This window comes from Rhodococcus sp. 5G237 (genome assembly GCF_053764735.1).
In genome coordinates this window covers 177,258-198,654 of sequence record NZ_JBSNCD010000008.1, presented here as the reverse complement: position 1 = coordinate 198,654, position 21,397 = coordinate 177,258, and the positions used below count along the sequence as shown (strand labels likewise).

General features: G+C 68.6%; 24 protein-coding genes. 17 read left to right on the top strand and 7 right to left on the bottom strand.

The window, feature by feature from the left end; all coding sequences use genetic code 11:
- Positions 1-16: 16 nt before the first annotated feature.
- Both ACWPOC_RS20050 and ACWPOC_RS20045 read right to left on the bottom strand, forming a co-directional pair.
- Positions 17-580 carry a PH domain-containing protein gene (locus ACWPOC_RS20050; RefSeq protein ID WP_455409225.1) on the bottom strand — a complete coding sequence of 188 codons (564 nt, stop codon included), beginning with the start codon at positions 578-580 and terminating at the stop codon, positions 17-19.
- Positions 581-635: 55 nt separating this feature from the next.
- A complete protein-coding gene (locus ACWPOC_RS20045; RefSeq protein WP_120279876.1) occupies positions 636-1,481 on the bottom strand; it encodes a biotin--[acetyl-CoA-carboxylase] ligase in 846 nt (281 codons plus the stop codon).
- 116 nt (positions 1,482-1,597) lie between these two features.
- Between ACWPOC_RS20045 and ACWPOC_RS20040 the strand changes: the two genes are divergently transcribed.
- From ACWPOC_RS20040 to ACWPOC_RS20030, 3 genes are all read left to right on the top strand, one after another.
- Positions 1,598-3,238, top strand: coding sequence for an acyl-CoA carboxylase subunit beta (locus ACWPOC_RS20040; RefSeq protein WP_120279877.1), 1,641 nt, complete (start codon positions 1,598-1,600; stop codon positions 3,236-3,238).
- Positions 3,239-3,394: 156 nt separating this feature from the next.
- A complete protein-coding gene (locus tag ACWPOC_RS20035) occupies positions 3,395-3,721 on the top strand; it encodes an acyl-CoA carboxylase subunit epsilon (RefSeq protein ID WP_016696115.1) in 327 nt (108 codons plus the stop codon).
- 1 nt (position 3,722) lies between these two features.
- Positions 3,723-4,385: a Maf-like protein gene (locus ACWPOC_RS20030; protein ID WP_120279878.1), complete on the top strand. Its 663-nt coding sequence runs from the start codon at positions 3,723-3,725 to the stop codon at positions 4,383-4,385.
- A 13-nt stretch (positions 4,386-4,398) separates the two neighbouring features.
- Here the strand turns inward: ACWPOC_RS20030 and ACWPOC_RS20025 are convergent, their stop codons facing one another.
- Positions 4,399-4,815: a group III truncated hemoglobin gene (locus ACWPOC_RS20025; RefSeq protein WP_120279879.1), complete on the bottom strand. Its 417-nt coding sequence runs from the start codon at positions 4,813-4,815 to the stop codon at positions 4,399-4,401.
- A gap of 62 nt (positions 4,816-4,877) precedes the next feature.
- On the opposite strand from ACWPOC_RS20025, the gene ACWPOC_RS20020 reads away from it, so the two are divergent.
- The 11 genes from ACWPOC_RS20020 to ACWPOC_RS19970 all read left to right on the top strand — a co-directional run bounded on the left by ACWPOC_RS20020 (position 4,878) and on the right by ACWPOC_RS19970 (position 13,775).
- On the top strand, positions 4,878-5,771 hold the full coding sequence (locus ACWPOC_RS20020) for a sulfurtransferase (RefSeq protein WP_060651314.1): 894 nt from the start codon (positions 4,878-4,880) through the stop codon (positions 5,769-5,771).
- Positions 5,768-6,181, top strand: a complete 414-nt coding sequence (locus ACWPOC_RS20015) for a SufE family protein (protein ID WP_120279880.1) — start codon at positions 5,768-5,770, stop codon at positions 6,179-6,181. Before ACWPOC_RS20020 ends, ACWPOC_RS20015 begins: the two co-directional genes overlap by 4 nt.
- Before the next feature lie 7 nt (positions 6,182-6,188).
- Positions 6,189-7,649: a condensation domain-containing protein gene (locus ACWPOC_RS20010; RefSeq protein WP_455409224.1), complete on the top strand. Its 1,461-nt coding sequence runs from the start codon at positions 6,189-6,191 to the stop codon at positions 7,647-7,649.
- A 120-nt stretch (positions 7,650-7,769) separates the two neighbouring features.
- Entirely contained in the window at positions 7,770-9,560 is a 1,791-nt protein-coding gene (locus ACWPOC_RS20005) for an acetyl/propionyl/methylcrotonyl-CoA carboxylase subunit alpha (protein ID WP_088897687.1), read from the top strand.
- Positions 9,561-9,720: 160 nt separating this feature from the next.
- Positions 9,721-10,098 (top strand): DUF1707 SHOCT-like domain-containing protein, encoded by a 378-nt coding sequence (locus tag ACWPOC_RS20000; protein ID WP_248690404.1) that lies wholly within the window; start codon positions 9,721-9,723, stop codon positions 10,096-10,098.
- A 119-nt stretch (positions 10,099-10,217) separates the two neighbouring features.
- Positions 10,218-10,655, top strand: coding sequence for a DUF1707 SHOCT-like domain-containing protein (locus tag ACWPOC_RS19995; RefSeq protein ID WP_258258571.1), 438 nt, complete (start codon positions 10,218-10,220; stop codon positions 10,653-10,655).
- 3 nt (positions 10,656-10,658) lie between these two features.
- Positions 10,659-11,021 (top strand): VanZ family protein, encoded by a 363-nt coding sequence (locus tag ACWPOC_RS19990; RefSeq protein WP_455409223.1) that lies wholly within the window; start codon positions 10,659-10,661, stop codon positions 11,019-11,021.
- Positions 11,022-11,118: 97 nt separating this feature from the next.
- Positions 11,119-11,436 carry an SAV_915 family protein gene (locus ACWPOC_RS19985; protein WP_455409222.1) on the top strand — a complete coding sequence of 106 codons (318 nt, stop codon included), beginning with the start codon at positions 11,119-11,121 and terminating at the stop codon, positions 11,434-11,436.
- Positions 11,433-11,714: a hypothetical protein gene (locus tag ACWPOC_RS19980; protein WP_059382293.1), complete on the top strand. Its 282-nt coding sequence runs from the start codon at positions 11,433-11,435 to the stop codon at positions 11,712-11,714. The genes ACWPOC_RS19985 and ACWPOC_RS19980 overlap by 4 nt, the downstream gene beginning before the upstream one ends.
- 2 nt (positions 11,715-11,716) lie before the next feature.
- The gene (locus ACWPOC_RS19975; protein WP_455409221.1) at positions 11,717-12,853 is read left to right on the top strand and encodes a hypothetical protein; all 1,137 of its coding nucleotides are present in this window, start codon (positions 11,717-11,719) and stop codon (positions 12,851-12,853) included.
- A gap of 49 nt (positions 12,854-12,902) precedes the next feature.
- Entirely contained in the window at positions 12,903-13,775 is an 873-nt protein-coding gene (locus tag ACWPOC_RS19970) for a hypothetical protein (protein ID WP_455409220.1), read from the top strand.
- Between the two features lie 3 nt (positions 13,776-13,778).
- Here ACWPOC_RS19970 and ACWPOC_RS19965 read toward each other — a convergent pair whose 3' ends face one another.
- From ACWPOC_RS19965 to ACWPOC_RS19955, 3 genes are all read right to left on the bottom strand, one after another.
- The gene (locus ACWPOC_RS19965; protein ID WP_120279887.1) at positions 13,779-14,609 is read right to left on the bottom strand and encodes a tyrosine-protein phosphatase; all 831 of its coding nucleotides are present in this window, start codon (positions 14,607-14,609) and stop codon (positions 13,779-13,781) included.
- Between the two features lie 47 nt (positions 14,610-14,656).
- On the bottom strand, positions 14,657-15,991 hold the full coding sequence (gene lat, locus ACWPOC_RS19960; RefSeq protein ID WP_159417866.1) for an L-lysine 6-transaminase: 1,335 nt from the start codon (positions 15,989-15,991) through the stop codon (positions 14,657-14,659).
- A gap of 67 nt (positions 15,992-16,058) precedes the next feature.
- Positions 16,059-16,523, bottom strand: a complete 465-nt coding sequence (locus ACWPOC_RS19955) for an Lrp/AsnC family transcriptional regulator (protein ID WP_016692799.1) — start codon at positions 16,521-16,523, stop codon at positions 16,059-16,061.
- 36 nt (positions 16,524-16,559) lie between these two features.
- Here ACWPOC_RS19955 and amaB point away from each other — a divergent pair, with 36 nt between their 5' ends.
- On the top strand, positions 16,560-18,065 hold the full coding sequence (gene amaB / locus ACWPOC_RS19950) for an L-piperidine-6-carboxylate dehydrogenase (protein WP_455409219.1): 1,506 nt from the start codon (positions 16,560-16,562) through the stop codon (positions 18,063-18,065).
- A 29-nt stretch (positions 18,066-18,094) separates the two neighbouring features.
- Here amaB and ACWPOC_RS19945 read toward each other — a convergent pair whose 3' ends face one another.
- The gene (locus tag ACWPOC_RS19945) at positions 18,095-18,352 is read right to left on the bottom strand and encodes a DUF7218 family protein (RefSeq protein WP_059382299.1); all 258 of its coding nucleotides are present in this window, start codon (positions 18,350-18,352) and stop codon (positions 18,095-18,097) included.
- 100 nt (positions 18,353-18,452) lie between these two features.
- Between ACWPOC_RS19945 and ACWPOC_RS19940 the strand changes: the two genes are divergently transcribed.
- Together ACWPOC_RS19940 and ACWPOC_RS19935 are read left to right on the top strand one after the other, a co-directional pair.
- Entirely contained in the window at positions 18,453-20,000 is a 1,548-nt protein-coding gene (locus ACWPOC_RS19940; protein ID WP_229565212.1) for an AMP-binding protein, read from the top strand.
- The gene (locus ACWPOC_RS19935) at positions 19,997-21,382 is read left to right on the top strand and encodes an FAD-linked oxidase C-terminal domain-containing protein (RefSeq protein ID WP_120279891.1); all 1,386 of its coding nucleotides are present in this window, start codon (positions 19,997-19,999) and stop codon (positions 21,380-21,382) included. The genes ACWPOC_RS19940 and ACWPOC_RS19935 overlap by 4 nt, the downstream gene beginning before the upstream one ends.
- Positions 21,383-21,397: the final 15 nt, after the last annotated feature.

Sequence of the window (21,397 nt, the reverse complement as noted above, 5' to 3'; positions counted from 1 at the left end):
CACCTGCGACTCGCGGTCACCACGCCTTGCGGTGCTCGTGCTCGTCGCGCCGGTAGCGGGTGGTGTGACGGTCGTCGGGGCGCTGGTCCTGCGCGTCGAAGGCCTGCCGGTAGAGCAGGGCGTGTACCTGCTGGACGTCGGGGATGTCGTCGAACTCGATGGGATCGTCGGCGGCGGAGACCACGACGAGCGTGCCGGTCCGGAACATCCGGTCGACGAGGCCGTGCCGGAACTGGACGTTGCTGATCCGGCCCATCGGGATGTCGATACCCGTGTGGGTGAGCACACCGGTACGGACGAGGACGCGCCGGTCGGTGACGAGGAAGTGCGTGGTGAGCCACCCGACGAAGGGAGGGACGCACCGCCAGCCGACGAGGCCGATCCACGCCGCGGCCACGGCGAGGCCGCACCAGTTCGCGGCGGCACCGTCGAGCCGTGCCTGGACGAGTCCCAGCAGGAAACCGGCGACCATCGTCGACACGAGGAAGGTGGCCGTCGGCAGCACGAGAGACTTCCAGTGCGGATGCCGATGCAGCAGCAACTCTTCCTCGGGTGCGAGGGCGTCCTCCGGGTATCCCATACCGCCCACGATGGCATATGTCGGTCTTGTACCGATGCGAGCGGTCGCAGGGCGCTCAGACCGGTCGCAGATGTGTGATGTCGCCCGCAGCGACCGCCACGGACTCTCCCCCGCCGTCGGGGCGGATCACGATCCGTCCCTGGTCGTCGACGTCGGTCGCGATGCCGTGCAGTTCGGTGTCGCCGGGCAGGATCGCACGGACGCGCTGCCCGACCGTGCTGCATCGTTCGCGGTAGGCCGCGGCGAGTTCGGTGGTGTCCCATCCCGCGCGGGCCCACGCCCGGATCCGCTCGCCGAAGCCGGCGAGCAGCGCCTGCGCGAGCGGTGTGCGATCGAGTTCGGTGGCGTCCTCGAGCAGCAGCGAGGTGGCGGTGGGGACGGGCAGTTCGTCGCGTCCGAGGGTGGCGTTGATGCCGATCCCCGCGACGACCGTGGGCACCGGCGAAGTGGCCGCGACCTCCACGAGGATCCCGGCGAGCTTGCGCCCGTCGACGAGGACGTCGTTGGGCCACTTCAGTTGTGCCGCAACGCCGGTCACGGATCGCACGGCGTCGACGGAGGCGATGCCGCACAGCAGCGGGAGCCAGCCGATGTTCTGCAGCGGGCACTCGGGCAGCCGCAGCAGGACCGACACGATGACCTGCGCGCCGGGCACACCGTTCCAGGTGCGCGAGTGGCGGCCGCGACCACCGTGCTGGAACTCGGCGAGCAGCACGCGACGGTCGTCGCCGGTCGCGGCGACGGCGAGCAGATCCGCGTTCGTCGAGGCCGTGTCGGCGACGACGTCGAGACGTGTGTAGAAACCTTCGCGCTCGACGCCGACGAGGGCATCGCGCAACGCCGCCTCGTCGAGCGGTGTGCGGAGGGCGAGGAGATCGGTCGTGGGCCGGTCGGATGCCATGTACACAGCCTAAAGTGGGCCTTCGCTACCTACCCGCCGGTAGGTCCGGAGCGGTGGTCCGGCCTTCGGGACCTCGATGCAGCGGCCTTGTATGACGATCGCTAAGCTGACTGGCCATGACCACTGTCCAGGAGCCGTCCGCGCCCGAGGCGGCGAGTACGCCCGATATCCACACCACCGCCGGCAAGCTGGCCGACCTGCGCAACCGTCAAGCACAGGCCAAGGTCCCGGTCGGTGAGGCCGCAGTCGAGAAGGTTCACGCCAAGGGCAAGCTGACCGCTCGCGAGCGCATCCAGGCGCTCCTCGACGAAGGATCGTTCGTCGAGCTCGACGCCCTCGCTCGCCACCGCAGCACCAACTTCGGCCTGGCCGACAACCGTCCGCTCGGCGACGGTGTCGTCACCGGCTACGGCACGATCGACGGCCGCGACGTCTGCGTCTTCTCGCAGGACGCCACCGTCTTCGGCGGCAGCCTCGGCGAGGTCTACGGCGAGAAGATCGTCAAGGTCATGGACCTGGCCCTCAAGACCGGCCGTCCGCTGATCGGCATCAACGAGGGCGCCGGCGCGCGCATCCAGGAGGGTGTCGTCTCCCTCGGCCTCTACGGTGAGATCTTCCACCGCAACGTGCAGGCCTCCGGTGTCATCCCGCAGATCTCGCTGATCATGGGCCCCGCGGCCGGTGGTCACGTCTACTCCCCCGCTCTCACCGACTTCGTCGTGATGGTCGACCAGACCAGCCAGATGTTCGTCACCGGCCCCGACGTCATCAAGACCGTCACCGGCGAGGACGTCACGATGGAGGACCTCGGCGGCGCCCACACCCACATGGTCAAGTCGGGTGTCGCGCACTACGTCGCCGACGGCGAGCAGGACGCCCTGGACTACGTCAAGGATCTGCTGTCCTACCTGCCGAGCAACAACCAGGCCGCTGCACCGCGCCTCGCGCCGAGCGACCCGATCGAGGGTGCGATCGAGGACTCCCTCACCGCCGAGGACATCGAACTCGACACGCTCATCCCGGATTCGCCGAACCAGCCGTACGACATGCACGAGGTCATCCGTCGCCTGCTCGACGACGACGAGTTCCTCGAGGTCCAGGCCGAGCGCGCCAAGAACATCATCGTCGGCTTCGGTCGCGTCGACGGCCGCAGCGTCGGCATCGTCGCCAACCAGCCCACGCAGTTCGCCGGCTGCCTCGACATCGACGCGTCCGAGAAGGCCGCGCGTTTCGTCCGCACCTGCGACGCGTTCAACGTGCCGATCATCACGCTCGTCGACGTTCCCGGCTTCCTGCCCGGCACGGAGCAGGAGTACAACGGCATCATCCGTCGCGGTGCCAAGCTGCTCTACGCCTACGGCGAGGCGACCGTCGGCAAGATCACGGTCATCACCCGCAAGGCCTACGGCGGCGCGTACGACGTCATGGGTTCCAAGCACATGGGTGCCGACGTCAACCTCGCGTGGCCGACCGCGCAGATCGCCGTCATGGGTGCCTCCGGCGCCGTCGGCTTCGTCTACCGCAAGCGCCTGCTCGAGGCCGCCAAGAACGGTCAGGACGTCGACGCGCTGCGCCTCGAGCTGCAGAACGAGTACGAGGACACGCTGGTGAACCCGTACATCGCCGCCGAGCGCGGTTACGTCGACGCGGTGATCCCGCCGTCGCACACGCGCGGTCAGATCGTCTCCGCGCTGCGCCTGCTCGAGCGGAAGATGGTTTCGCTCCCGCCGAAGAAGCATGGAAACATTCCGCTGTGACGCTCAGCGGCAGGACCGGGCGCAGCTCGGTCCTGCCGCGACCGTACGGCGTAGCACGTCGCCGACGACGTGCGATGAACCCGAGAGAGGGATCGACATGACAGCGACCCGGTGGGCATCCGATGCCCGTGTGGACGCGTACCCGGGGGGTGCCCTGTGACAGCGACGGCAGAGGACAAGATCATCACCGAGTTCGAGGTCGAAGAGCAGTCGCCCGCGGTCGAGGCCACGGCCGCCGACGACGCGACCGAAGCCGCCCAGGAGAGCACCGCGGTCGCCGAGACCGCGGCCGCCATCCGCATCGTCAAGGGCAACCCCGCCGACGAGGAGATCGCGGCTCTCGTCGCCGTGCTCGCCGCTGCCGCTGCGTCGGCAGGCGACGAGGTGGTCGACACCCGGCCGCCCGAGACCTGGGGCGATCCGACGCGGATGCACCGGCAGTGGGCGCCGTTCTCGCCGTATTCGTACCCGAACCGCGGCTGACATGCCCCGGCTCGTTCTGGCCTCGGCTTCACCCGCCCGCCTCGCGGTTCTCCACGCGGCGGGCGTGAAACCGTTGGTGCAGGTGTCGGAGGTCGACGAGGACGCACTCATCGCGTCCCTCGGCCCCGGCACGCCACCGGCGCAGGTCGTCACCGAGCTGGCCCGCGCCAAGGCCACCGACATCCTGCCCGTCCTGCGCGAGCAGAAGCTGCGCGACGCCGTCGTCATCGGCTGCGACTCGATGCTGCTGATCGACGGCGCTCTGCAGGGCAAGCCCGGCACCGTCGAGGCGGCCCGCGAGCGCTGGCGGACGATGGCCGGCCGCAGCGGCGAGCTGCTCACGGGTCACGCCGTGCTCCGTATCCGCGACGACGAGGTCGTCGCGGAGGCCGCCGACCACAGCGGCACCGTGGTGCACTTCGGCACCCCCACGGACGAGGAACTCGAGGCCTATCTCGACAGCGGCGAGCCGCTCGAGGTGGCCGGGGCCTTCACGCTCGACGGTCACGGGGGCTGGTTCGTCGAGCGCATCGAGGGCGATCCGTCGTCGGTGATCGGCATCGGGCTCCCGCTGGTGCGCCGCCTCCTCGCCGAGGCCGGCATCTCCGTCGCACGTCTGTGGGCCGAGAACGCCGCGATCCCCGTCGAGGCGCTCGAGAACTGAGCCGTACCGGGCACTATCGGGTCGTGCCGCCGTACAGGGTCTTCTGCAACGAGCCCACCATCGCCTCGGCCTTGGTCTTCGCACGCTCGGCATCCACGCCGTGGAACATCTCGTCCACGGTCCCGCACCACAACTGCAACCACCGCTCGAACCGGGCGGGGGTCAGTCCGTGGTGTCCGTGCAGCGCCCGGTGCACCGGTACGAACGCTCCGCGATAGCGGGTCGTGCGGAAGAGGATCTGCTCCCAGAAGTCGCCGACGACCACCAGATGGTCGTCGAGTCCGACCACGGCGAGGACGTCGAAGGCCGGCGCGAGCACGGGATCGTCGAGGGCCCGTTCGTAGAACCGCCGGACCAGCAGGTCGATATGCTCCCGCGATGCGAGCTCGACCGGGGCCGGCCGGTCGCCGGGGGTGTCACTGCGGGTCACGTCCCGTCACGGTACCGCCTAGAATCGACGGCGCACCTGCCACCACAGCCTCAGGAGCCCATGTGCCCGTCGCACCCGATAGCAACCCTTCGTTCGCGGTATACGCCGATCCCAACCGTCTCGTGTCGACGGAGTGGTTGTCCGCTCATCTCGGCCATCCCGAAGTGAAGGTCGTAGAGTCCGACGAGGACGTCCTGCTCTACGACGTGGGGCACATCCCCGGTGCGGTGAAGATCGACTGGCATCTCGATCTCAACGACCCCGTCACCCGCGACTACATCGATGGCGAGCAGTTCGCCGCGCTCATGGATCGCAAGGGCATCCGCCGCACCGACACCGTGATCATCTACGGCGACAAGTCCAACTGGTGGGCCGCCTACGCGCTGTGGGTCTTCACCCTCTTCGGCCACGAGGACGTCCGCCTGCTCGACGGTGGCCGCGACGCGTGGATCTCCGAGAACCGCGACACCACCCTCGACATCCCCGTCGCCACGACGAGCGGTTACCCGGTCGTCGAGCGCAACGACGCGCTGATCCGCGCGTTCAAGGACGACGTCCTCGCGCACCTGGGCAAGGGCCCGCTGGTCGACGTGCGGTCGCCGCAGGAATACACCGGCGAGCGCACCCACATGCCCGACTACCCGGAGGAAGGCGCCTTGCGCGGTGGCCACATCCCCACCGCGGTGTCGATCCCGTGGGCGAAGGCAGCGGCGCCGGACGGCCGGTTCCGTGCGCGGCCCGAGCTCGAGGAGATCTACGGCGACATCGACCAGGACGCCGACGTGATCGCCTACTGCCGGATCGGCGAGCGCTCGAGTCACACCTGGTTCGTCCTCACCTACCTGCTCGGATACTCGAACGTGCGCAACTACGACGGTTCGTGGACCGAGTGGGGCAACGCCGTCCGCGTGCCCATCGTCAAGGGCGACGAGCCCGGAGAAGTGCCGGCCGCATGAGCATTCCCGCCCCGCTCGCCGAGATCGTCGACGACTTCGCCGCCGTCGAGGGTCAGGACAAGCTGCAGTTGCTGCTGGAGTTCAGCCGCGAGCTCCCGCCCCTTCCCGCGGAGCTGGAGGAGGCGGCGATGGAACCGGTGCCCGAGTGCCAGTCGCCACTGTTCCTGTCCGTCGACGCCTCCGACCGGTCGCGGGTGAAGCTCCACTTCAGCGCACCCGCCGAAGCGCCGACCACCCGCGGATTCGCATCGATCCTGCAGCAGGGACTCGACGGTCTCAGCGCACAGGAGATCCTCGACGTGCCCGACGACTTCTATGCCTCGCTCGGTCTCGCCGAGGCGGTCAGCCCGCTGCGGCTGCGAGGGATGAGCGCGATGCTCACGCGCATCAAGCGGCATCTCCGAGCCTGACGCGGTCATGGAGTTCACCGAGCTCGCCGACTACCGGATCCCCCCGGGCGTTCTCACCGAATGGCTGCCGTGTGCGGCCGAGGACGACTGGCGCGAGGACCCTCGCCCCGCCTCGTACATCCACGAGGCGCATCTGCGGCGTACCTCGGGGGTCCGGTACGGCGGGGGCCGCGACTCCTGGCTCGGCACGGCCTTCGAGGTCCCCGGGCCGCTCGACACCGAGCGGTTCCGGCGGGCCCTGCAGCGCTGGATCGACCGGCACGAACCGCTGCGCAGCCACGCGCACCTCGACGAGGAGCAGAGCGGCGGCGGTCTGGTGCGGCGCACCGCTCCCCCGGGCCGGGTGTCGGTGCGGCCCATCCGGCACGATCCCGCCGATCCCGACACCATCCACGAGCACCTGCTCGGCCTGTTCGACGACTACACGACCCCGCACCTGTGGCCGTCCTACGTCTTCGCGACGCTCGAGCGGACACCGGACGGGACACCCGACGGCGCAGAAAGCGCGAAGGACAGCGACGAGCGGTTCACGGTCTTCTTCGGCGCCGACCACTCCATCATCGACGGGTACTCGGTGGTGCTCGTGGCGCACGAGATCTCGGCGCTCTACGAGGAGGAGCGCACCGGTCGCGCCGCCGACCTGTTCCCGGTGGGCAGTTACATCGATTTCGGCGCCGCCGAACGCGACGAGTCCGCACAACTCGACGACGACGACGAGGCCGTGCAGATCTGGCGGCGGACCCTCACCGAATGCGGCGGCGAACCGCCCGCCTTCCCCCTCCCGATCGGGGCGCGACCCGCGCACGCCACGCCACAGCAACGACTGTCGGAACGCTGGTTCGACGACGACGAGGCGAGCGCCTTCTCCGCATGCTGCCGACGCGCCGGGACGGGATTCTTCGCCGGCGTGCTGGCGTGCTTCGGCCGGGCGACGGCCGAACTCACCGGCGCGGATCGCTTCCGGACCGTCGCGCCCGCTCACACCCGCGCCGGGCCGATCTGGGCGGGTTCGCTCGGATGGTTCGTCGGCCTGCGTCCGATCGACCTGAAGCTCACGGACACAACCGATTTCGAGACCCTGGCGATGCGGGCCGGCGACGAACTGCACCGCACCCGCGCGAGCGCGCGAGTGCCATTCGTGCGGGTGGGCGAACTCCTCGGCGTGCCCATCCGTCCACGTTTCGTCGTCTCGTACATGGACGTGCGGTTCGTGCCGATGGCCGCCCAGTGGCCCGAATGGAACGCTCAGGCGCTGCGCAGCCGCAGCTTCACCCACGACGTCTACGTCTGGATCAACCGCACGCCCGAGGGTGTGAACATGTCGGCGCGATTTCCCGACAATACGGTCGCGGGCGAGAACGTCCCGGGCCTTCTGACGCGCACCCGCGAACTGATGCACGAGGTTGCGGTGGGTGGACCGTGGATCGCACGGCCGGAAACGGCGGCAGTCCCACCTACCGGCGAGTAGCATTGTGCGCTCGAACGACCGCCGTAATGTATATGGGCATCCGGTTACATCGTCGATCCGAATGGCGCTTAGACTGCCCGTCGACGGAAATAACCTAACGATCGATCAACAGGAGGCTCCGTGCCCAGTCATGCCAGCGCGCAGATCACGAAGGTGCTCGTCGCGAACCGCGGCGAAATCGCTGTGCGGGTCATCCGAGCCGCCAAGGACGCGGGCTACGGCAGTGTCGCCGTCTACGCCGAACCGGACGCAGACGCACAGTTCGTGAAGCTCGCCGACGAGGCGTTCGCACTGGGCGGCACCACCTCGGCCGAGTCCTACCTGGTGTTCGACAAGATCCTCGACGCCGCGGCCAAGTCCGGCGCCGACGCCATCCACCCCGGCTACGGCTTCCTCTCCGAGAACGCCGACTTCGCGCAGGCCGTGATCGACGCCGGCCTCATCTGGATCGGCCCCTCGCCGCAGTCCATCCGCGACCTCGGCGACAAGGTCACCGCCCGCCACATCGCCGAGCGCGCCAAGGCTCCGATGGCGGCCGGCACCAAGGACCCGGTCAAGAACGCCGACGAGGTTGTCGAGTTCGCCAAGAAGTACGGCGTGCCGGTCGCGATCAAGGCCGCCTTCGGCGGTGGTGGACGCGGCATGAAGGTCGCGCAGACCATCGAGGAGATCCCCGAGCTGTTCGAGTCGGCCACCCGTGAGGCCGTCGCCGCCTTCGGTCGCGGCGAGTGCTTCGTCGAGCAGTACCTCGACAAGGCCCGCCACGTCGAGGCCCAGGTCATCGCCGACCAGCACGGCAACGTCATCGTCGCCGGCACCCGCGACTGCTCGCTGCAGCGCCGCTTCCAGAAGCTCGTCGAGGAGGCCCCCGCGCCGTTCCTGACCGACGAGCAGCGCAAGCGCATCCACGACTCCGCCAAGGCCATCTGCCGCGAGGCCGGTTACTACGGCGCCGGCACGGTCGAGTACCTCGTGCAGGGCGACACCGTCTCCTTCCTCGAGGTCAACACCCGCCTGCAGGTGGAGCACCCGGTCACCGAGGAGACCGCCGGCATCGACCTCGTGCGTCAGCAGTTCCGCATCGCCAACGGCGAGAAGCTCGAGCTCACCGAGGACCCGACCCCGCGCGGCCACTCCTTCGAGTTCCGCATCAACGGTGAGGACGCCGGTCGCGGCTTCCTCCCCGCCCCCGGCCCGATCACCGTCTACAAGGAGCCCACGGGCCCCGGCGTGCGTGTCGACTCGGGTGTGGTCCAGGGCGACGTCATCGGCGGCCAGTTCGACTCGATGCTCGCCAAGCTGATCGTCACCGGTGAGACCCGCGAGCAGGCGCTGCAGCGTGCTGCCCGCGCGCTGGCCGAGTTCGAGGTCGAGGGCCTGGCCACGGTCATCCCGTTCCACCGCCACATCGTCGAGAACCCGGCCTTCGTGGGCGACGGCGAGAAGTTCGACGTCTACACCAAGTGGATCGAGAACGAGTGGGAGAACACCATCGAGCCGTACACCGGTGGTGCCCCGATCGAGGACGAGGACGAGGCCCTGCCGCGTCAGAACGTCGTCGTCGAGGTCGGCGGACGTCGCGTCGAGGTGTCGCTGCCCGGCCAGTTCTCGCTCGGCGGTAACGGCGGCGGTGCCGGTGCGATCCGCAAGAAGCCGAAGCCCCGCAAGCGCGGTGGCGGCGGCGCGGGCAAGGCGTCGGGCGACGCGGTGACCGCACCCATGCAGGGCACGGTCGTCAAGGTCGCGGTCGCCGAGGGCCAGGAGGTTGCCGAGGGCGAGCTCATCGCCGTGCTCGAGGCCATGAAGATGGAGAACCCGGTCAACGCCCACAAGGCGGGCGTCGTCACCGGCCTGGCGGTCGAGCCGGGTGCCGCGGTCACCCAGGGCACCGTGCTCACCGAGATCAAGTAGGACGCCGCTCGAGCAACGCTCGGGCAATACGGCCGACGGTCCCCCGCATCTCTCACGATGCGGGGGACCTCGCCGTATCGGGTCCCTGGCGACCGGTTCACGCCGAATCTGTGTCCTCGCGGTCCCGCTCGTCCGCGCGAAAAACCACTAGCCTGGAGTCATGGCCGACCGCCCCGACATCCGCATCGGCACCGCCGAGCGTGAAGAAGCCGTAGCGCTGCTGGGCGAGCACTTCGCCGCGGGCCGTCTCAGCCTCGCGGAGTTCGACGAGCGGGTCGCACTCGCCACGCAGGCCACGGTGCGCGGTGACCTGATCCCCCTCTTCGCCGACCTACCCTCGGCGCCGGCCGCGATGGTCTCGACGGGGCCGCGGGATCTGGCGGAGCAGCTGCTCACGCTGGTTCCGTTCATCCTGGTCGCGCTGCTCGTGATCGTCGTCTTCCGGCATCCGATCGCGCTGCTCATCGCCTTCGGCGTGTTGTTCGTCGCGGGTCGCCGGGCCTACCGACTCCTCGGCGAGGGCCGCGGGCCGTCCTGACCTCACGGTGCCCGGCCGCGTCCTCCTGCTGTTGTGGAGATCCCGTAGTGGATATCACAGCCCTTCGAGGGGTGCCCGTGCCTGTCGCCGGTCCGACGGCACAGGTTAGTGTGGCCGGCATGCCCGAACACCCCGACATCCGGATCGGCAACGCAGAACGCAGTGAGGCGCTCGACCTGCTCGGCGAACACTTCGCGCTCGGCCGGCTGACGCTGTCGGAGTTCGACGAACGCAGCGCGAAGGCGTCGGCCGCGACGACGCGGGGTGATCTCCAGGTGCTGTTCACCGACCTGCCCGCCCACGTCACCGAGCTGCCCACCACGACCCGCGACGACCTCCCGGTGATCGCTCCGAAGAAGGATCCCGAGCGCTGGCGCGAGGTCGTGATGGGGCTGACCCCGCTCGTCGCGCTCGTGCTGTTCTTCACGTTCGACACGTGGTTGTTCTTCCTGCTGATCCCTGCCGTGGCCATCGTCCTGTTCGCCGGTCGCGACCGGGACGGGCACAGCACCGACAGCGGCGCCAACGCCCGGCGGGACGAGAAGAAGAACGCCTGAACCGTGCCGTCCATGCTCCTCCGGCACCGCGCTCTGCCGCTGATCGTCGCGGTCGTCGTCATCACCGCGATGCTGCTCTCCCCCGGCGGCACGGTGCCGAGCGGCCCGCCGCACGCCGACAAGGTCACACACGCACTGATGTTCCTGGCCCTCGCGCTCTGCTCCCGTTACGCACGGATCTCCCCCGTCGTCACGGTGGTGTGGCTGGGCCTCTACGGCGTGCTGACGGAGATCCTCCAGGCCACCGTCGCGGTCCGGCGTTCCGGATCGTTCTGGGACTGGTGCGCCGATCTCGTCGGCGTTGCGATCGGCCTCGCCGTCGTGGCCGTCGTCGGCTCACGTTCTCGCACGCGGTCGAAACCGTAAGCATCAACCCGTGATTCGTCACAAACCCTGCCGCTGGTAGCCTCCTCCGCGCCGACAGTCCGACGGGGGATCGGACGGGCTGTTCACGGGGGAACGAATGTCGCAGGAACAGGTCGCGGACGCACTACCGACGGTGCTCCCGCCGTATCTCTATCTACCGTGCGCGGAAGTGGTCTCGGATCCGGCCGATGCCACCGTCGACTATCGATATCTCAGCGACGGCCGCATCGCGCTGCTCGCCTACACGGCACTCGACCGTCTCCACTCCTGTTGCGGCGCCGGGCAACCGTGGCTGGTGCTGCCCACGCACGTGCTCCCGCGACTGCGTGAGGCACAGCCGTGGGATTCGCTGCTGCTCGACGTCCCGATACCCGAAGCGGAACGTCGACACCCGGCCTCCGGAGACGCGAGATGAGCCTGTACGTCGATCCCGACGAACTCGATCGGGCCGCAGGCATCTACACGGGTGCGGCCACGGACACCGCAGATCTCGTCGACACCTGCCCCACAAGCGTGGACGCGGGTCTCGCGACCGGCCCGCTCACCGGCATGCTTGCGCAGATCGTCACCGACCTCGCCGGCATGGTCGAGCTCCTCGGCGGAACGGGTGGCCTGCTGACGACCACAGCGCAGACGTACCGGGACGCCGACGACGAGGCCGCCGCCGCGCTCGTCCGGACATGGTCGGAGTGACCGTGCCGATCGACACCTTCATCGCCGGCAACCCCACCGATATCCGACGGGTCGAGGACTGGATTCGCACGACGCTGGGCACCACGATCGGGAACGTCGCCGACGCCGCGGCCCGGGCGCGTCGCATCGCCGACGACGCCTGGGACGGCGACGCTTCCGAGACCTACCTCGACAGGTCGAGCGAACACGTCCACGCCATCGACGATTTCCACGAGCGGACATCGAGGACCGCCGATGTCTTCGCGGGCCTGGCGGGCGAACTGTCGCGCGCCCTGTCCGACATGGCCGACATCCGCGCTCGCGCCGCCACTGCCGGTCTGTCCGTCTTCACCGACATGATCAGCGAGCCCCCACCGGCCTACGACGAAGCCACCACGCAAAGGGCTGCAGCGTACGAAGAGGCGCGCGGGGCGGCCGAGGCGGTTCACGCTCGCTGGTCGGTCGCAGTCGCAACCGCCACGAACACCTGGACCGGACACCCGTGGTCCGCGTCCTTCCTCGTGAGCACCGCGCTCGACTACGTCGACAAGACCCTGCAAGGCAGGATCGCGGACCTCCTCACCGTGCAGCAGCACCTCCGGACCGAGGCGATCCGTGAGATGGAGCGATCTCTCATGCTTTCGCCGGACACACCCTACGACGAGCTGCGACGCCTGTTCGGTAGTGCGCGGGAACCACTCGACGATCTGGTGGCGACCACCGGGCGCCTCGACGACATGGCGTCGATGTCCCGGACAGCCGGCCGAGCTGCGGGGGCCATAGGTCTCGTCGCCGGTGTCGGGCTCGACTATTTCGCGGGTGGTGAGTCCCTCGAACAGGCCGTGGTATCCAACGGTGTGGGTCTCGCTGCCTCGATAGCAACCGGTGCGGCGGTGGGAAGTGCGGTCGGGTCGATAGTTCCGGGCGCCGGCACGGCGTTCGGAGCGGTGGTCGGCGCGGGAGTGGGGACGGCCGCCGGAATCTTCACATCGGGAGCGGTCGACAACCTCTACGAGTCGAGTACCAAGTCCGTGTGGAGAGCGATAGGCGCCGGTTGGGAAGAGGTCGAAAGTGCTGCCGCAGCTACCGGAAAGTTGGCCGGCGCCACCGTCGGTGGAACGTTGCGCCTGGGAAGAGGAATACTCGATGCCGTCTTCTGATCGTCCCGATCTCCGGACTTACGGGGATCCTCGAGCCACCCCCGTCATCGTGTTCACTGCCCTCGTGGGCCTGTTGTGCCCGCTGCTGATCGTCGCGGCCGTGATCGAACGGGTGGCGGCAGGACTACCGTTCGCGTTTCCCGACGCTACGGCCTTCCTTCTGACACTGGGCGCAACCATCCTGATGTATCCGGTGCTCGGTATCCTCATGTACAGCCCCCGGATCAGCGCTGATCACATCGTCGCGGGCTCCGAGAGTTCTCAGCCGGTTCTCCTTCTCCGGCAATCCCCCTCGATATTCTGGAGCGCCGTCATTCAGATCGGGACATTCACGCTCATGCTCCTCGTGATCATCTGGGTCAGCGACGGGTCTCGGGAACAGCTGTCCGGAAGCATCGTCCTGACCGTACTCGCCTGCGTGTGGCAGGTCGGCTACTGCTTCTTCATCGTCCGACACAAACTGCGCCCCGGTTACATCGCACTCTCCGCGGAGGGAATCCGCTTCAGCGATCACGCCACGGACACCTGGATCCCCTGGGAGGCATCGACGTCCGGAGTGCTGACCGACCCCCTCTACGTCGTGATCGTCGCCCTACCGGTGCGTGGCGCCACCACGAGTTCACGGGTTCCACTGCCGTGGCGGATCATCGACGACCGCAAGGACAGCGACCTACGTCCCTCATCCCGACGCCACCCCGGTCATACTGCCCGCATCGACCGGCGCCGGTTCGCGATCGCACCCGAACTCCTCGACGCCGTACTCGACCACTATCTCCGCGACCCCGACGCCCGCGCCGAACTCACCGATCCCGACGCTGTCGCACGCCGAGTCGACGAGCTGCGCTCCTACGCACCCGGACCGCGGTGGCGACGCTACGGTCCGGTCCCCGTGCCGACCCTGAGCACGCCGGCGCCGAGGTGACGGTCAGGCGGTCACGTTCGAATCGACGAGCCGGGTCCGCAGGGCCTGCAGGGTGTCGTCGTCGAGACCGAGTCCGGCGGCGAAGTACTGCTCGATGGTTCCGTAGCGCGACAACGCCTCGTCGATCGCCACCTCGAGGTACTCGCGGCGCACCCCGAGCAGGGGTGTGATCAATTCCGGATCGCCGCCGAGCGATGCGAACCGGGCGAAGAAGTCGTCGAAATGCGGGAGCAGTTCGTCGTTCGTGCGCAGGTAGTCGGCGAACACGGCTTCCTGGTCGGCTCCGGCGAACATGAGCAGCGAGGCCGCCGCCCAGCCGGTGCGGTCCTTGCCGGCACTGCAGTGCACGAGCGCCGGGACCTCGCCGTGCGCGACGGTGCTCGCCAGGGTCCGGTACGACGCCACAGCGCTCGGCAGCGTGACGAACTCGCGGTAGCTCTGCCGCAGGTACTCGACGGCACGACCGTCCCCGAGCGTCTGGGCCACCAGCTCCGGGTTGGACACGAGTTCCGGCAGCGCGGCCGCGATCGATCCGCTCTGCCGGTCGGCGAGGACGTCGAGCCCGAGGTGCCGGGCACCGTCGGGGACGCGATCGGGACGGCGCTGCTGCTCCTCGAGCGTGCGCAGGTCGAAGACCGTCGCGATGCTCAGGGCGTCGAGGGTCTCGACGTCGGTGTCGGTCAGGCGGCTGAGGTCCGTCGAGCGGAAGACCACTCCGGTGCGGACCACGCCGCCGAACGAACTCCGGCAACCGCCGATGTCCCTCAGGTTGACCAGCGACGGAATCGCGAAGGATTCGCCCCCGGTTACGGTCTCGTCCAGTGCATCGGCCATGTCCGACAAGCTACCGCCGTCCGGCCGTGAACAGGTGGACCCACCCCTCATTCGTACTGCGAGGTCACCCTGTCGAGCGCGTCGAGGGCCTCGTCGAGCTCGTGGGTGGTGACGACGAGCGGCGGCCGGAAGCGGATGCCTCGCGTGCCTGTCCCGATCACGAGGACGTGTTCGTCGCGGTACAACCGTCGCAGCACCTCGTCGCGGATCTCCGGAGTCGGGAGGTCGACGGCGCACATCAGTCCGCGTCCGCGCGGCTCGGTGACGACCGGTCGTCGCGCGGCGAGCTGCTGCAACCCCGACAGCAGGTGCGCTCCGCTCAACCGGGCACGGTCGATGAGCCGGTCGTGCTCGACGACCTCGAGGATGCGGCGGGCCCGCACCATGTCGGTGAGATTGCCGCCCCACGTCGAGTTGATCCGCGAACTCACGGCGAACACGTTGTCGGGCACCTCGTCGATGCGTCCACCGGCCATGATCCCGCACACCTGCGTCTTCTTGCCGAAGGCGACGATGTCGGGGGTGACGCCGAGCTGCTGGTAGGCCCACGCGGTGCCGGTCGTGCCGGCGCCGGTCTGCACCTCGTCGAAGATCATCAGGGCGTCGTTCTCCCGGCACAACCGCGCGATCGCCCTGAAGAACTCGGGACGGAAGTGGTGGTCGCCGCCTTCCCCCTGGATCGGTTCGGCGACGAAGCACGCGATGTCGTGGGGACGTTCGGCGAAGGCGCGGCGTGCCTGTTCGAGGGCCATCTCCTCGGCCGCGGCGACGTCGCGTCCCTCGGTGAGATAGGGCGCATCGATCCGCGGCCAGTCGAACTTGGGGAACCGGTCGGTCTTGACCGGATCGGTGTTGGTCAGCGACAGCGTGTACCCGGTGCGGCCGTGGAACGCCTCGGTCAGGTGCAGCACCGATCCGCCCAGGTGGGCGGGCAGACCGCGGGCCTCGTTGAGACGGCTCTTCCAGTCGAACGCGACCTTGAGCGCGTTCTCCACGGCGAGCCCGCCACCGTCGACGAAGAACAGGTGCGGGAGAGCCGGGTCGCCGAGTACGCGCACGAAGGTCTCGACGAAGCGCGCCATGGGCACGGTGTAGATGTCGGAGTTGCTGGGTTTGTTCGCCGCGACGGCGGCGAGTTCGTGCGCTGCCTCAGGATCGGTCAGCGCGGGATGGTTCATTCCGAGCGTGGACGACGCGAAGAACCCGAACATGTCGAGCCACGTGGTTCCGTCCCGGGCGTCAACGAGGCGTACTCCGCGGGAACGGTCGAGATCGAGGACGAGGTCGAAACCGTCGGCGAGCATGTGCCGGTCGAGGATGCTGTGTACCCGGTCGGGGGCGAGGTTCTCGGCACCGTCCGGGTTTCGGAATGCAGTGCTCATGACCCCACCGTACGCGAGAATCAACGGGACAAACCCGGTATCACAGCAATACTTACGGCGTAGGGGCCTATCGTTCGTAAAATGTTTGCAGAACGACGGTGCTGCGGGTGGCGACGTTCGCGGTCGCGCGGATCTCCTGCAGCAACCGCTCGAGAGCGCGAGGAGACTCGACACGCACGAGGAGGATGTAGCTTTCGTCGCCCGCCACCGAGTGACACGATTCGATCGCGGAGATGTGCCGGAGGCGGGCCGGTGCATCGTCGGGTTGCGACGGGTCGAGAGGGGTGATCGCCACGAACGCCGACAACATCAGCCCGAGCGCTTCGGGATCGACGCGCGCACTGTATCCGCGGATCACGTTGCGCGCCTCGAGTCGGCGCACCCGCGACTGCACGGCCGAGACGGACAATCCTGCCTTCTCGGCGAGCGCCGCGAGCGTCGCACGACCGTCGGCGACCAGTTCGCGCAGCAGCATCCGATCGATGTCGTCCAGCGACTCCTTCGACGAGTCGTTTCTCGAGGATTCGGGCACCAGCGCAGGGTATCCGAGCAGTAAAGGAGCTCACCGATGAATGCGACCACCGATCTCGCCGATCGCGCGGCGACCGCCCTGAGGCAGTGCGGTGTCGGCGCCCTGTCCGACGACGGGGCGCTCGCGGTGACCAGCCCGATCGACGGCAGCGTGATCGGACACCTTCCGGTCCACTCGGCTGCCGAGGTCGACGCGACGATCACGGCGGCGGCACAGGCCTTCGAACAATGGCGCGACGTCCCCGCTCCGGTGCGCGGCCGCGTGGTGCGACGGCTCGGGGAACTTCTCGTCGAACACAAGTCGCATCTCGCCGAACTCGTCACCCTCGAGGCCGGGAAGATCCCGTCGGAGGCCGCGGGCGAGATGCAGGAGATGATCGACGTCTGCGAGTTCGCCGTCGGTCTGTCGCGGCAGCTCTACGGGCGGACGATGCCGTCCGAGCGCCCCGGGCACCGGCTCATGGAGATCTGGCATCCGCTCGGCGTGGTGGGCGTGATCTCCGCGTTCAACTTCCCCGTGGCCGTGTGGTCGTGGAACACCGCGATCGCGCTGGTGTGCGGCGACCCGGTGGTGTGGAAGCCGTCGGAGACCACCCCGCTCACCGCGCTCGCCTGCGACGCACTGCTGCGCCGCGCCGCCACCGATGTCGGCGCCCCCGAAGGGCTCCACCATCTTCTCCTCGGCGACCACACGGTGGGTGAAGCGCTCGTCGACGACCCCCGTATCGCGCTGGTGAGTGCGACCGGCTCCAGCCGGATGGGGCGGATCGTCGGGCCGCGCGTGGCGGCCCGGTTCGGCCGGAGCCTGCTCGAACTCGGCGGCAACAACGCGGCGATCGTCGCTCCGTCCGCCGATCAGGATCTCGCCGTCCGGGGCGTCGTGTTCGCGGCCGCCGGAACGGCGGGCCAGCGCTGCACCACCTTACGTCGGCTGATCGTGCACCGGTCGATCGCCGACGAGTTCGTCGAGCGCATCGCGAAGGCGTACTCGGGTCTGCGGGTGGGGAATCCGCTGGACGAGGGTGTCCTCGTGGGTCCGCTCATCTCGGAACGGTCCTACGAGGCGATGACCGCGGCGCTCGACCGCGCGCAGGCCGACGGGGGCACGCTCGTCGTCGGCGGCGACCGGGTGGAGGTCGCCGGTGGTGGCGTGTACGTCTCGCCCGCGCTGGTCCGGATGCCCGCGCAGACCGAGGTGGTGCGCGAGGAGACCTTCGCCCCAATCCTGTACGTCCTCGACTACGACGACCTCGACGAGGCGATCGCCTTGCACAACGGTGTACCACAGGGCCTGTCGTCGGCGATCTTCACGCTCGACCAGCGCGAGGCGGAACTGTTCCTCGCCCGATCGGACTGCGGCATCGCCAACGTCAACATCGGCACCTCGGGTGCCGAGATCGGTGGCGCGTTCGGTGGGGAGAAGCACACCGGTGGCGGGCGCGAATCCGGATCGGATGCGTGGAAGGCATACATGCGGCGGGCGACGAACACCGTCAACTACTCGACGGAGCTGCCGCTCGCCCAGGGTGTCGAGTTCGGCTGATCCCGAACGACGTTCGGGGGTCCGGGCGGCTAATGGTTGCGCAGTGCGTCGATCAGCTCGTCCTTCTTCATGTCGGAGTAACCGGTCATGCCCAGTTCCTTCGCACGCTTCTTCAGGTCGTCGACCGTCCAGTCGTCGTAGGAGCCGGACTTGCCGCCCTTCTTCCCGACCTGCGACTTGCCCTCGTTCGCAGCCGCGTTGGAGATCCGGGCCGCCTTCTCCTTCGAGGCGCCGTCCTCGCGGAGCTCCTCGTACATCTTCTCGTTCTTGATCGACGGATTCGGCATCGTCTTCTCCTTCCGTGGTCCTTCCGCACGGGTACCCGACGACACTGCGCCCAATCAGAGGATATGTGGTCTGCACCACATGCTGTGGTAGACCTTGGGCATGTATCCAGGGAACTTCGTCGCCACCACGCCCGACAAACCCGCGATCATCCGCCCCGCCACCGGGGAGTCGCTGACCTATCGCGAACTCGACGAACGCTCGATCCGGCTGGCGAAGTACCTGAGGTCCCTCGGTCTCGAGCGCGGCGATCACATCGCCCTGATCTCGAACAACGACCTGCGGGTCATGGAGGTCTACTGGGCGGCCCTGCGCTCGGGCCTCTACATCACCGTCGTCAACTGGCACCTGACCCCGGCCGAAGCCGCCTACATCGTCGACGACTGCGGCGCGAAGGCCCTCGTCGTGTCGGCGCAGGCCGTCGGTGCGGTCGACCTGTCCCCCGGTGCGTATCCCGGCGTCACCCACCGGTTGGCGTTCGGTGGGTCGCCGGCCGGTTTCGAGGAGTACGACGCCGCGCTCGCCGGTTTCGACGCGACACCGCTCGACGACCAGCCCCGGGGCCAGGACATGCTGTACTCGTCGGGCACCACGGGCCGGCCCAAGGGCATCAAGCCGAAGCTCCCTGACGGGCAGGTCCAGGACATCCCCGACCCCTACACGGCGGTCTTCGCCCCGATGTACGGATTCGACGACAGCACCGTCTACCTGTGCCCTGCACCGCTGTACCACGCTGCGCCACTGCGCTTCTGCGGCACGATCCAGTCGGTCGGCGGCACCGTGATCCTCATGGACCACTTCGATCCCGAGGAAGCGCTCGCGCTCATCGACCGCTACTCGGTCACGGCGAGCCAGTGGGTGCCGACGATGTTCGTCCGGATGCTCAAGCTCCCCGAGGAGATCCGCGCGAAGTACGACGTGTCGAGCATGAAGGTCGCGATCCACGCCGCGGCGCCGTGCCCTCCCGAGATCAAGCGGGCGATGATCGAGTGGTGGGGGCCGGTGATCAACGAGTACTACGCCTCCACCGAGGGCGCCGGCGCGACGTTCATCGACTCCGCCCAGGCCCTCGCACATCCCGGCTCGGTGGGCCGTGACGGTGCCCTGGGCACCGTCCACATCTGCGACGACCAGGGGCAGGAACTGCCCACCGGCTCGATCGGCACGGTGTGGTGGGAACGCGACGAGCGTCCGTTCGAGTACCACAACGACCCGGTGAAGACCGAGGAGGCGACGCATCCCGAGCATCCGACGTGGACGACCAGCGGCGACATCGGTTATCTGGACGAGGAACGCTATCTCTACCTCACCGACCGGGCCGCGTTCACGATCATCTCGGGCGGCGTCAACATCTACCCGCAGGAATCCGAGAACGTCCTCACGCTGCATCCGAAGGTGTTCGACGTCGCGGTGATCGGCGTGCCGAACGAGGAGATGGGCGAGGAGGTCAAGGCCGTCGTGCAGCTCGTCGACGGAGTCGAGCCGAGCCCGGAGCTCGAGCAGGAACTGCTCGCCTACGTCCGCGACCGCGTGTCGCACTTCAAGGCGCCGCGCAGCATCGATTTCTCCGACGATCTCCCGCGCACTCCCACGGGCAAGCTCGTCAAACACAAGCTGCGGGCGCGTTACGTGGAGCCGGTGCGCGGATGAGCCGCCCGAACACCGACACGACCCCGGTGCTCGACGAACTCGCCGGACAGTTGCCCGCCGGCGCGCTGGTCACCGATCCCGACATCCTCGCCGGCTACCGGCAGGACCGTGCACAGGACCCCGATGCCGCGGTTCCGCTCGCGCTCGTGCGCGCGACGTCCACCGCGGACGTGCAGGCGACACTGCGGTGGGCGAACGCCCACAGGGTGCCGGTGGTGCCCCGCGGTGCCGGCACGAGCCTGTCCGGCGGGTCCGGTGGGCTCGCCGACGGGATCGTGCTCAGCACCGAGAAGATGCGGGCGATCACCGTCGACACCGCGACCCGCACCGCCGTCGTCCAGCCCGGTCTGCTCAACGTCGAGGTGAAGCAGGCCGCGGCCGAACACGGACTCTGGTATCCACCGGATCCGTCGTCGTTCGAGATCTGCACGATCGGCGGCAACGCGGCCACCAACGCCGGTGGGCTGTGCTGCGTGAAGTACGGGGTGACGACCGACTACGTGCTCGGACTCGAGGTGGTCCTCGCCGACGGCACCGCGGTGCGGCTCGGTGGTCCGCGGGTCAAGGACGTCGCGGGCCTGTCGCTGACGAAGCTGTTCGTCGGCAGCGAAGGCACCCTCGGGGTCATCACCGAGGTGACCCTGCGCCTCGTCCCACCGCCGCCACCGGCCTCCACGATGGTCGCGACCTTCGCCACCGTGCAGGCCGCCGCCGACGCGGTCGTCGCGATCACCGCGGTCCTGCGACCGGCGATGCTCGAGTTCATGGACAGGGCGTCCATCGGGGCGGTGGAGGACATGCTGCGCATGGGACTCGACCGCACCACCGAGGCCATGCTCATCGCACGCTCCGACGCACCCGGCAGCGCCGCCGCGGAGGAGATCGAGATCATGGTGCGGGCCTGCCGCGAGGCCGGCGCCGACGATGTCTTCGCGACCGACGACCCCGAGGAGGGGGAGGCGTTCACCGTCGCCCGCCGCATGGCGATCCCGGCCGTCGAGCGCACCGGCAGCCTGTTGCTCGAGGACGTCGGGGTGCCGATCCCCGCACTGCCGGAACTGGTGCGCGGAATCGCCGATCTCGCAACCGAACACGACGTCACCGTCGCCGTGATCGCCCACGCCGGGGACGGCAACACCCACCCGCTGATCGTCTACGACCCCGCCGACGAGGACATGACAGCGCGGGCGCAGATGGTCTTCGGGAAGATCATGGATCTCGCGATCGAACTCGGCGGCACCATCACCGGTGAGCACGGTGTCGGCCGGCTCAAGAAGGCCTGGTTACCCGATCAGGTGGGACCGGACGTGATGGCCTTGACCGAGCGGATCAAGGCCGCGCTCGACCCGAACGCGATCCTGAATCCCGGCGTGGTGATCTGATGACCCGCACCACAT

Excerpts from the sequence above, each read along its gene's own strand:
- ACWPOC_RS20050 (WP_455409225.1), bottom strand. The coding sequence starts at position 580 with ATGGGATACCCGGAGGACGCCCTCGCACCCGAGGAAGAGTTGCTGCTG.
- ACWPOC_RS20045 (WP_120279876.1), bottom strand. The coding sequence starts at position 1,481 with ATGGCATCCGACCGGCCCACGACCGATCTCCTCGCCCTCCGCACACCG.
- ACWPOC_RS20040 (WP_120279877.1), top strand. The coding sequence starts at position 1,598 with ATGACCACTGTCCAGGAGCCGTCCGCGCCCGAGGCGGCGAGTACGCCC.
- ACWPOC_RS20030 (WP_120279878.1), top strand. The coding sequence starts at position 3,723 with ATGCCCCGGCTCGTTCTGGCCTCGGCTTCACCCGCCCGCCTCGCGGTT.
- ACWPOC_RS20015 (WP_120279880.1), top strand. The coding sequence starts at position 5,768 with ATGAGCATTCCCGCCCCGCTCGCCGAGATCGTCGACGACTTCGCCGCC.
- ACWPOC_RS20010 (WP_455409224.1), top strand. The coding sequence starts at position 6,189 with ATGGAGTTCACCGAGCTCGCCGACTACCGGATCCCCCCGGGCGTTCTC.
- ACWPOC_RS20000 (WP_248690404.1), top strand. The coding sequence starts at position 9,721 with ATGGCCGACCGCCCCGACATCCGCATCGGCACCGCCGAGCGTGAAGAA.
- ACWPOC_RS19995 (WP_258258571.1), top strand. The coding sequence starts at position 10,218 with ATGCCCGAACACCCCGACATCCGGATCGGCAACGCAGAACGCAGTGAG.
- ACWPOC_RS19985 (WP_455409222.1), top strand. The coding sequence starts at position 11,119 with ATGTCGCAGGAACAGGTCGCGGACGCACTACCGACGGTGCTCCCGCCG.
- ACWPOC_RS19980 (WP_059382293.1), top strand. The coding sequence starts at position 11,433 with ATGAGCCTGTACGTCGATCCCGACGAACTCGATCGGGCCGCAGGCATC.
- ACWPOC_RS19965 (WP_120279887.1), bottom strand. The coding sequence starts at position 14,609 with ATGGCCGATGCACTGGACGAGACCGTAACCGGGGGCGAATCCTTCGCG.
- lat (WP_159417866.1), bottom strand. The coding sequence starts at position 15,991 with ATGAGCACTGCATTCCGAAACCCGGACGGTGCCGAGAACCTCGCCCCC.
- amaB (WP_455409219.1), top strand. The coding sequence starts at position 16,560 with ATGAATGCGACCACCGATCTCGCCGATCGCGCGGCGACCGCCCTGAGG.
- ACWPOC_RS19945 (WP_059382299.1), bottom strand. The coding sequence starts at position 18,352 with ATGCCGAATCCGTCGATCAAGAACGAGAAGATGTACGAGGAGCTCCGC.
- ACWPOC_RS19940 (WP_229565212.1), top strand. The coding sequence starts at position 18,453 with ATGTATCCAGGGAACTTCGTCGCCACCACGCCCGACAAACCCGCGATC.
- ACWPOC_RS19935 (WP_120279891.1), top strand. The coding sequence starts at position 19,997 with ATGAGCCGCCCGAACACCGACACGACCCCGGTGCTCGACGAACTCGCC.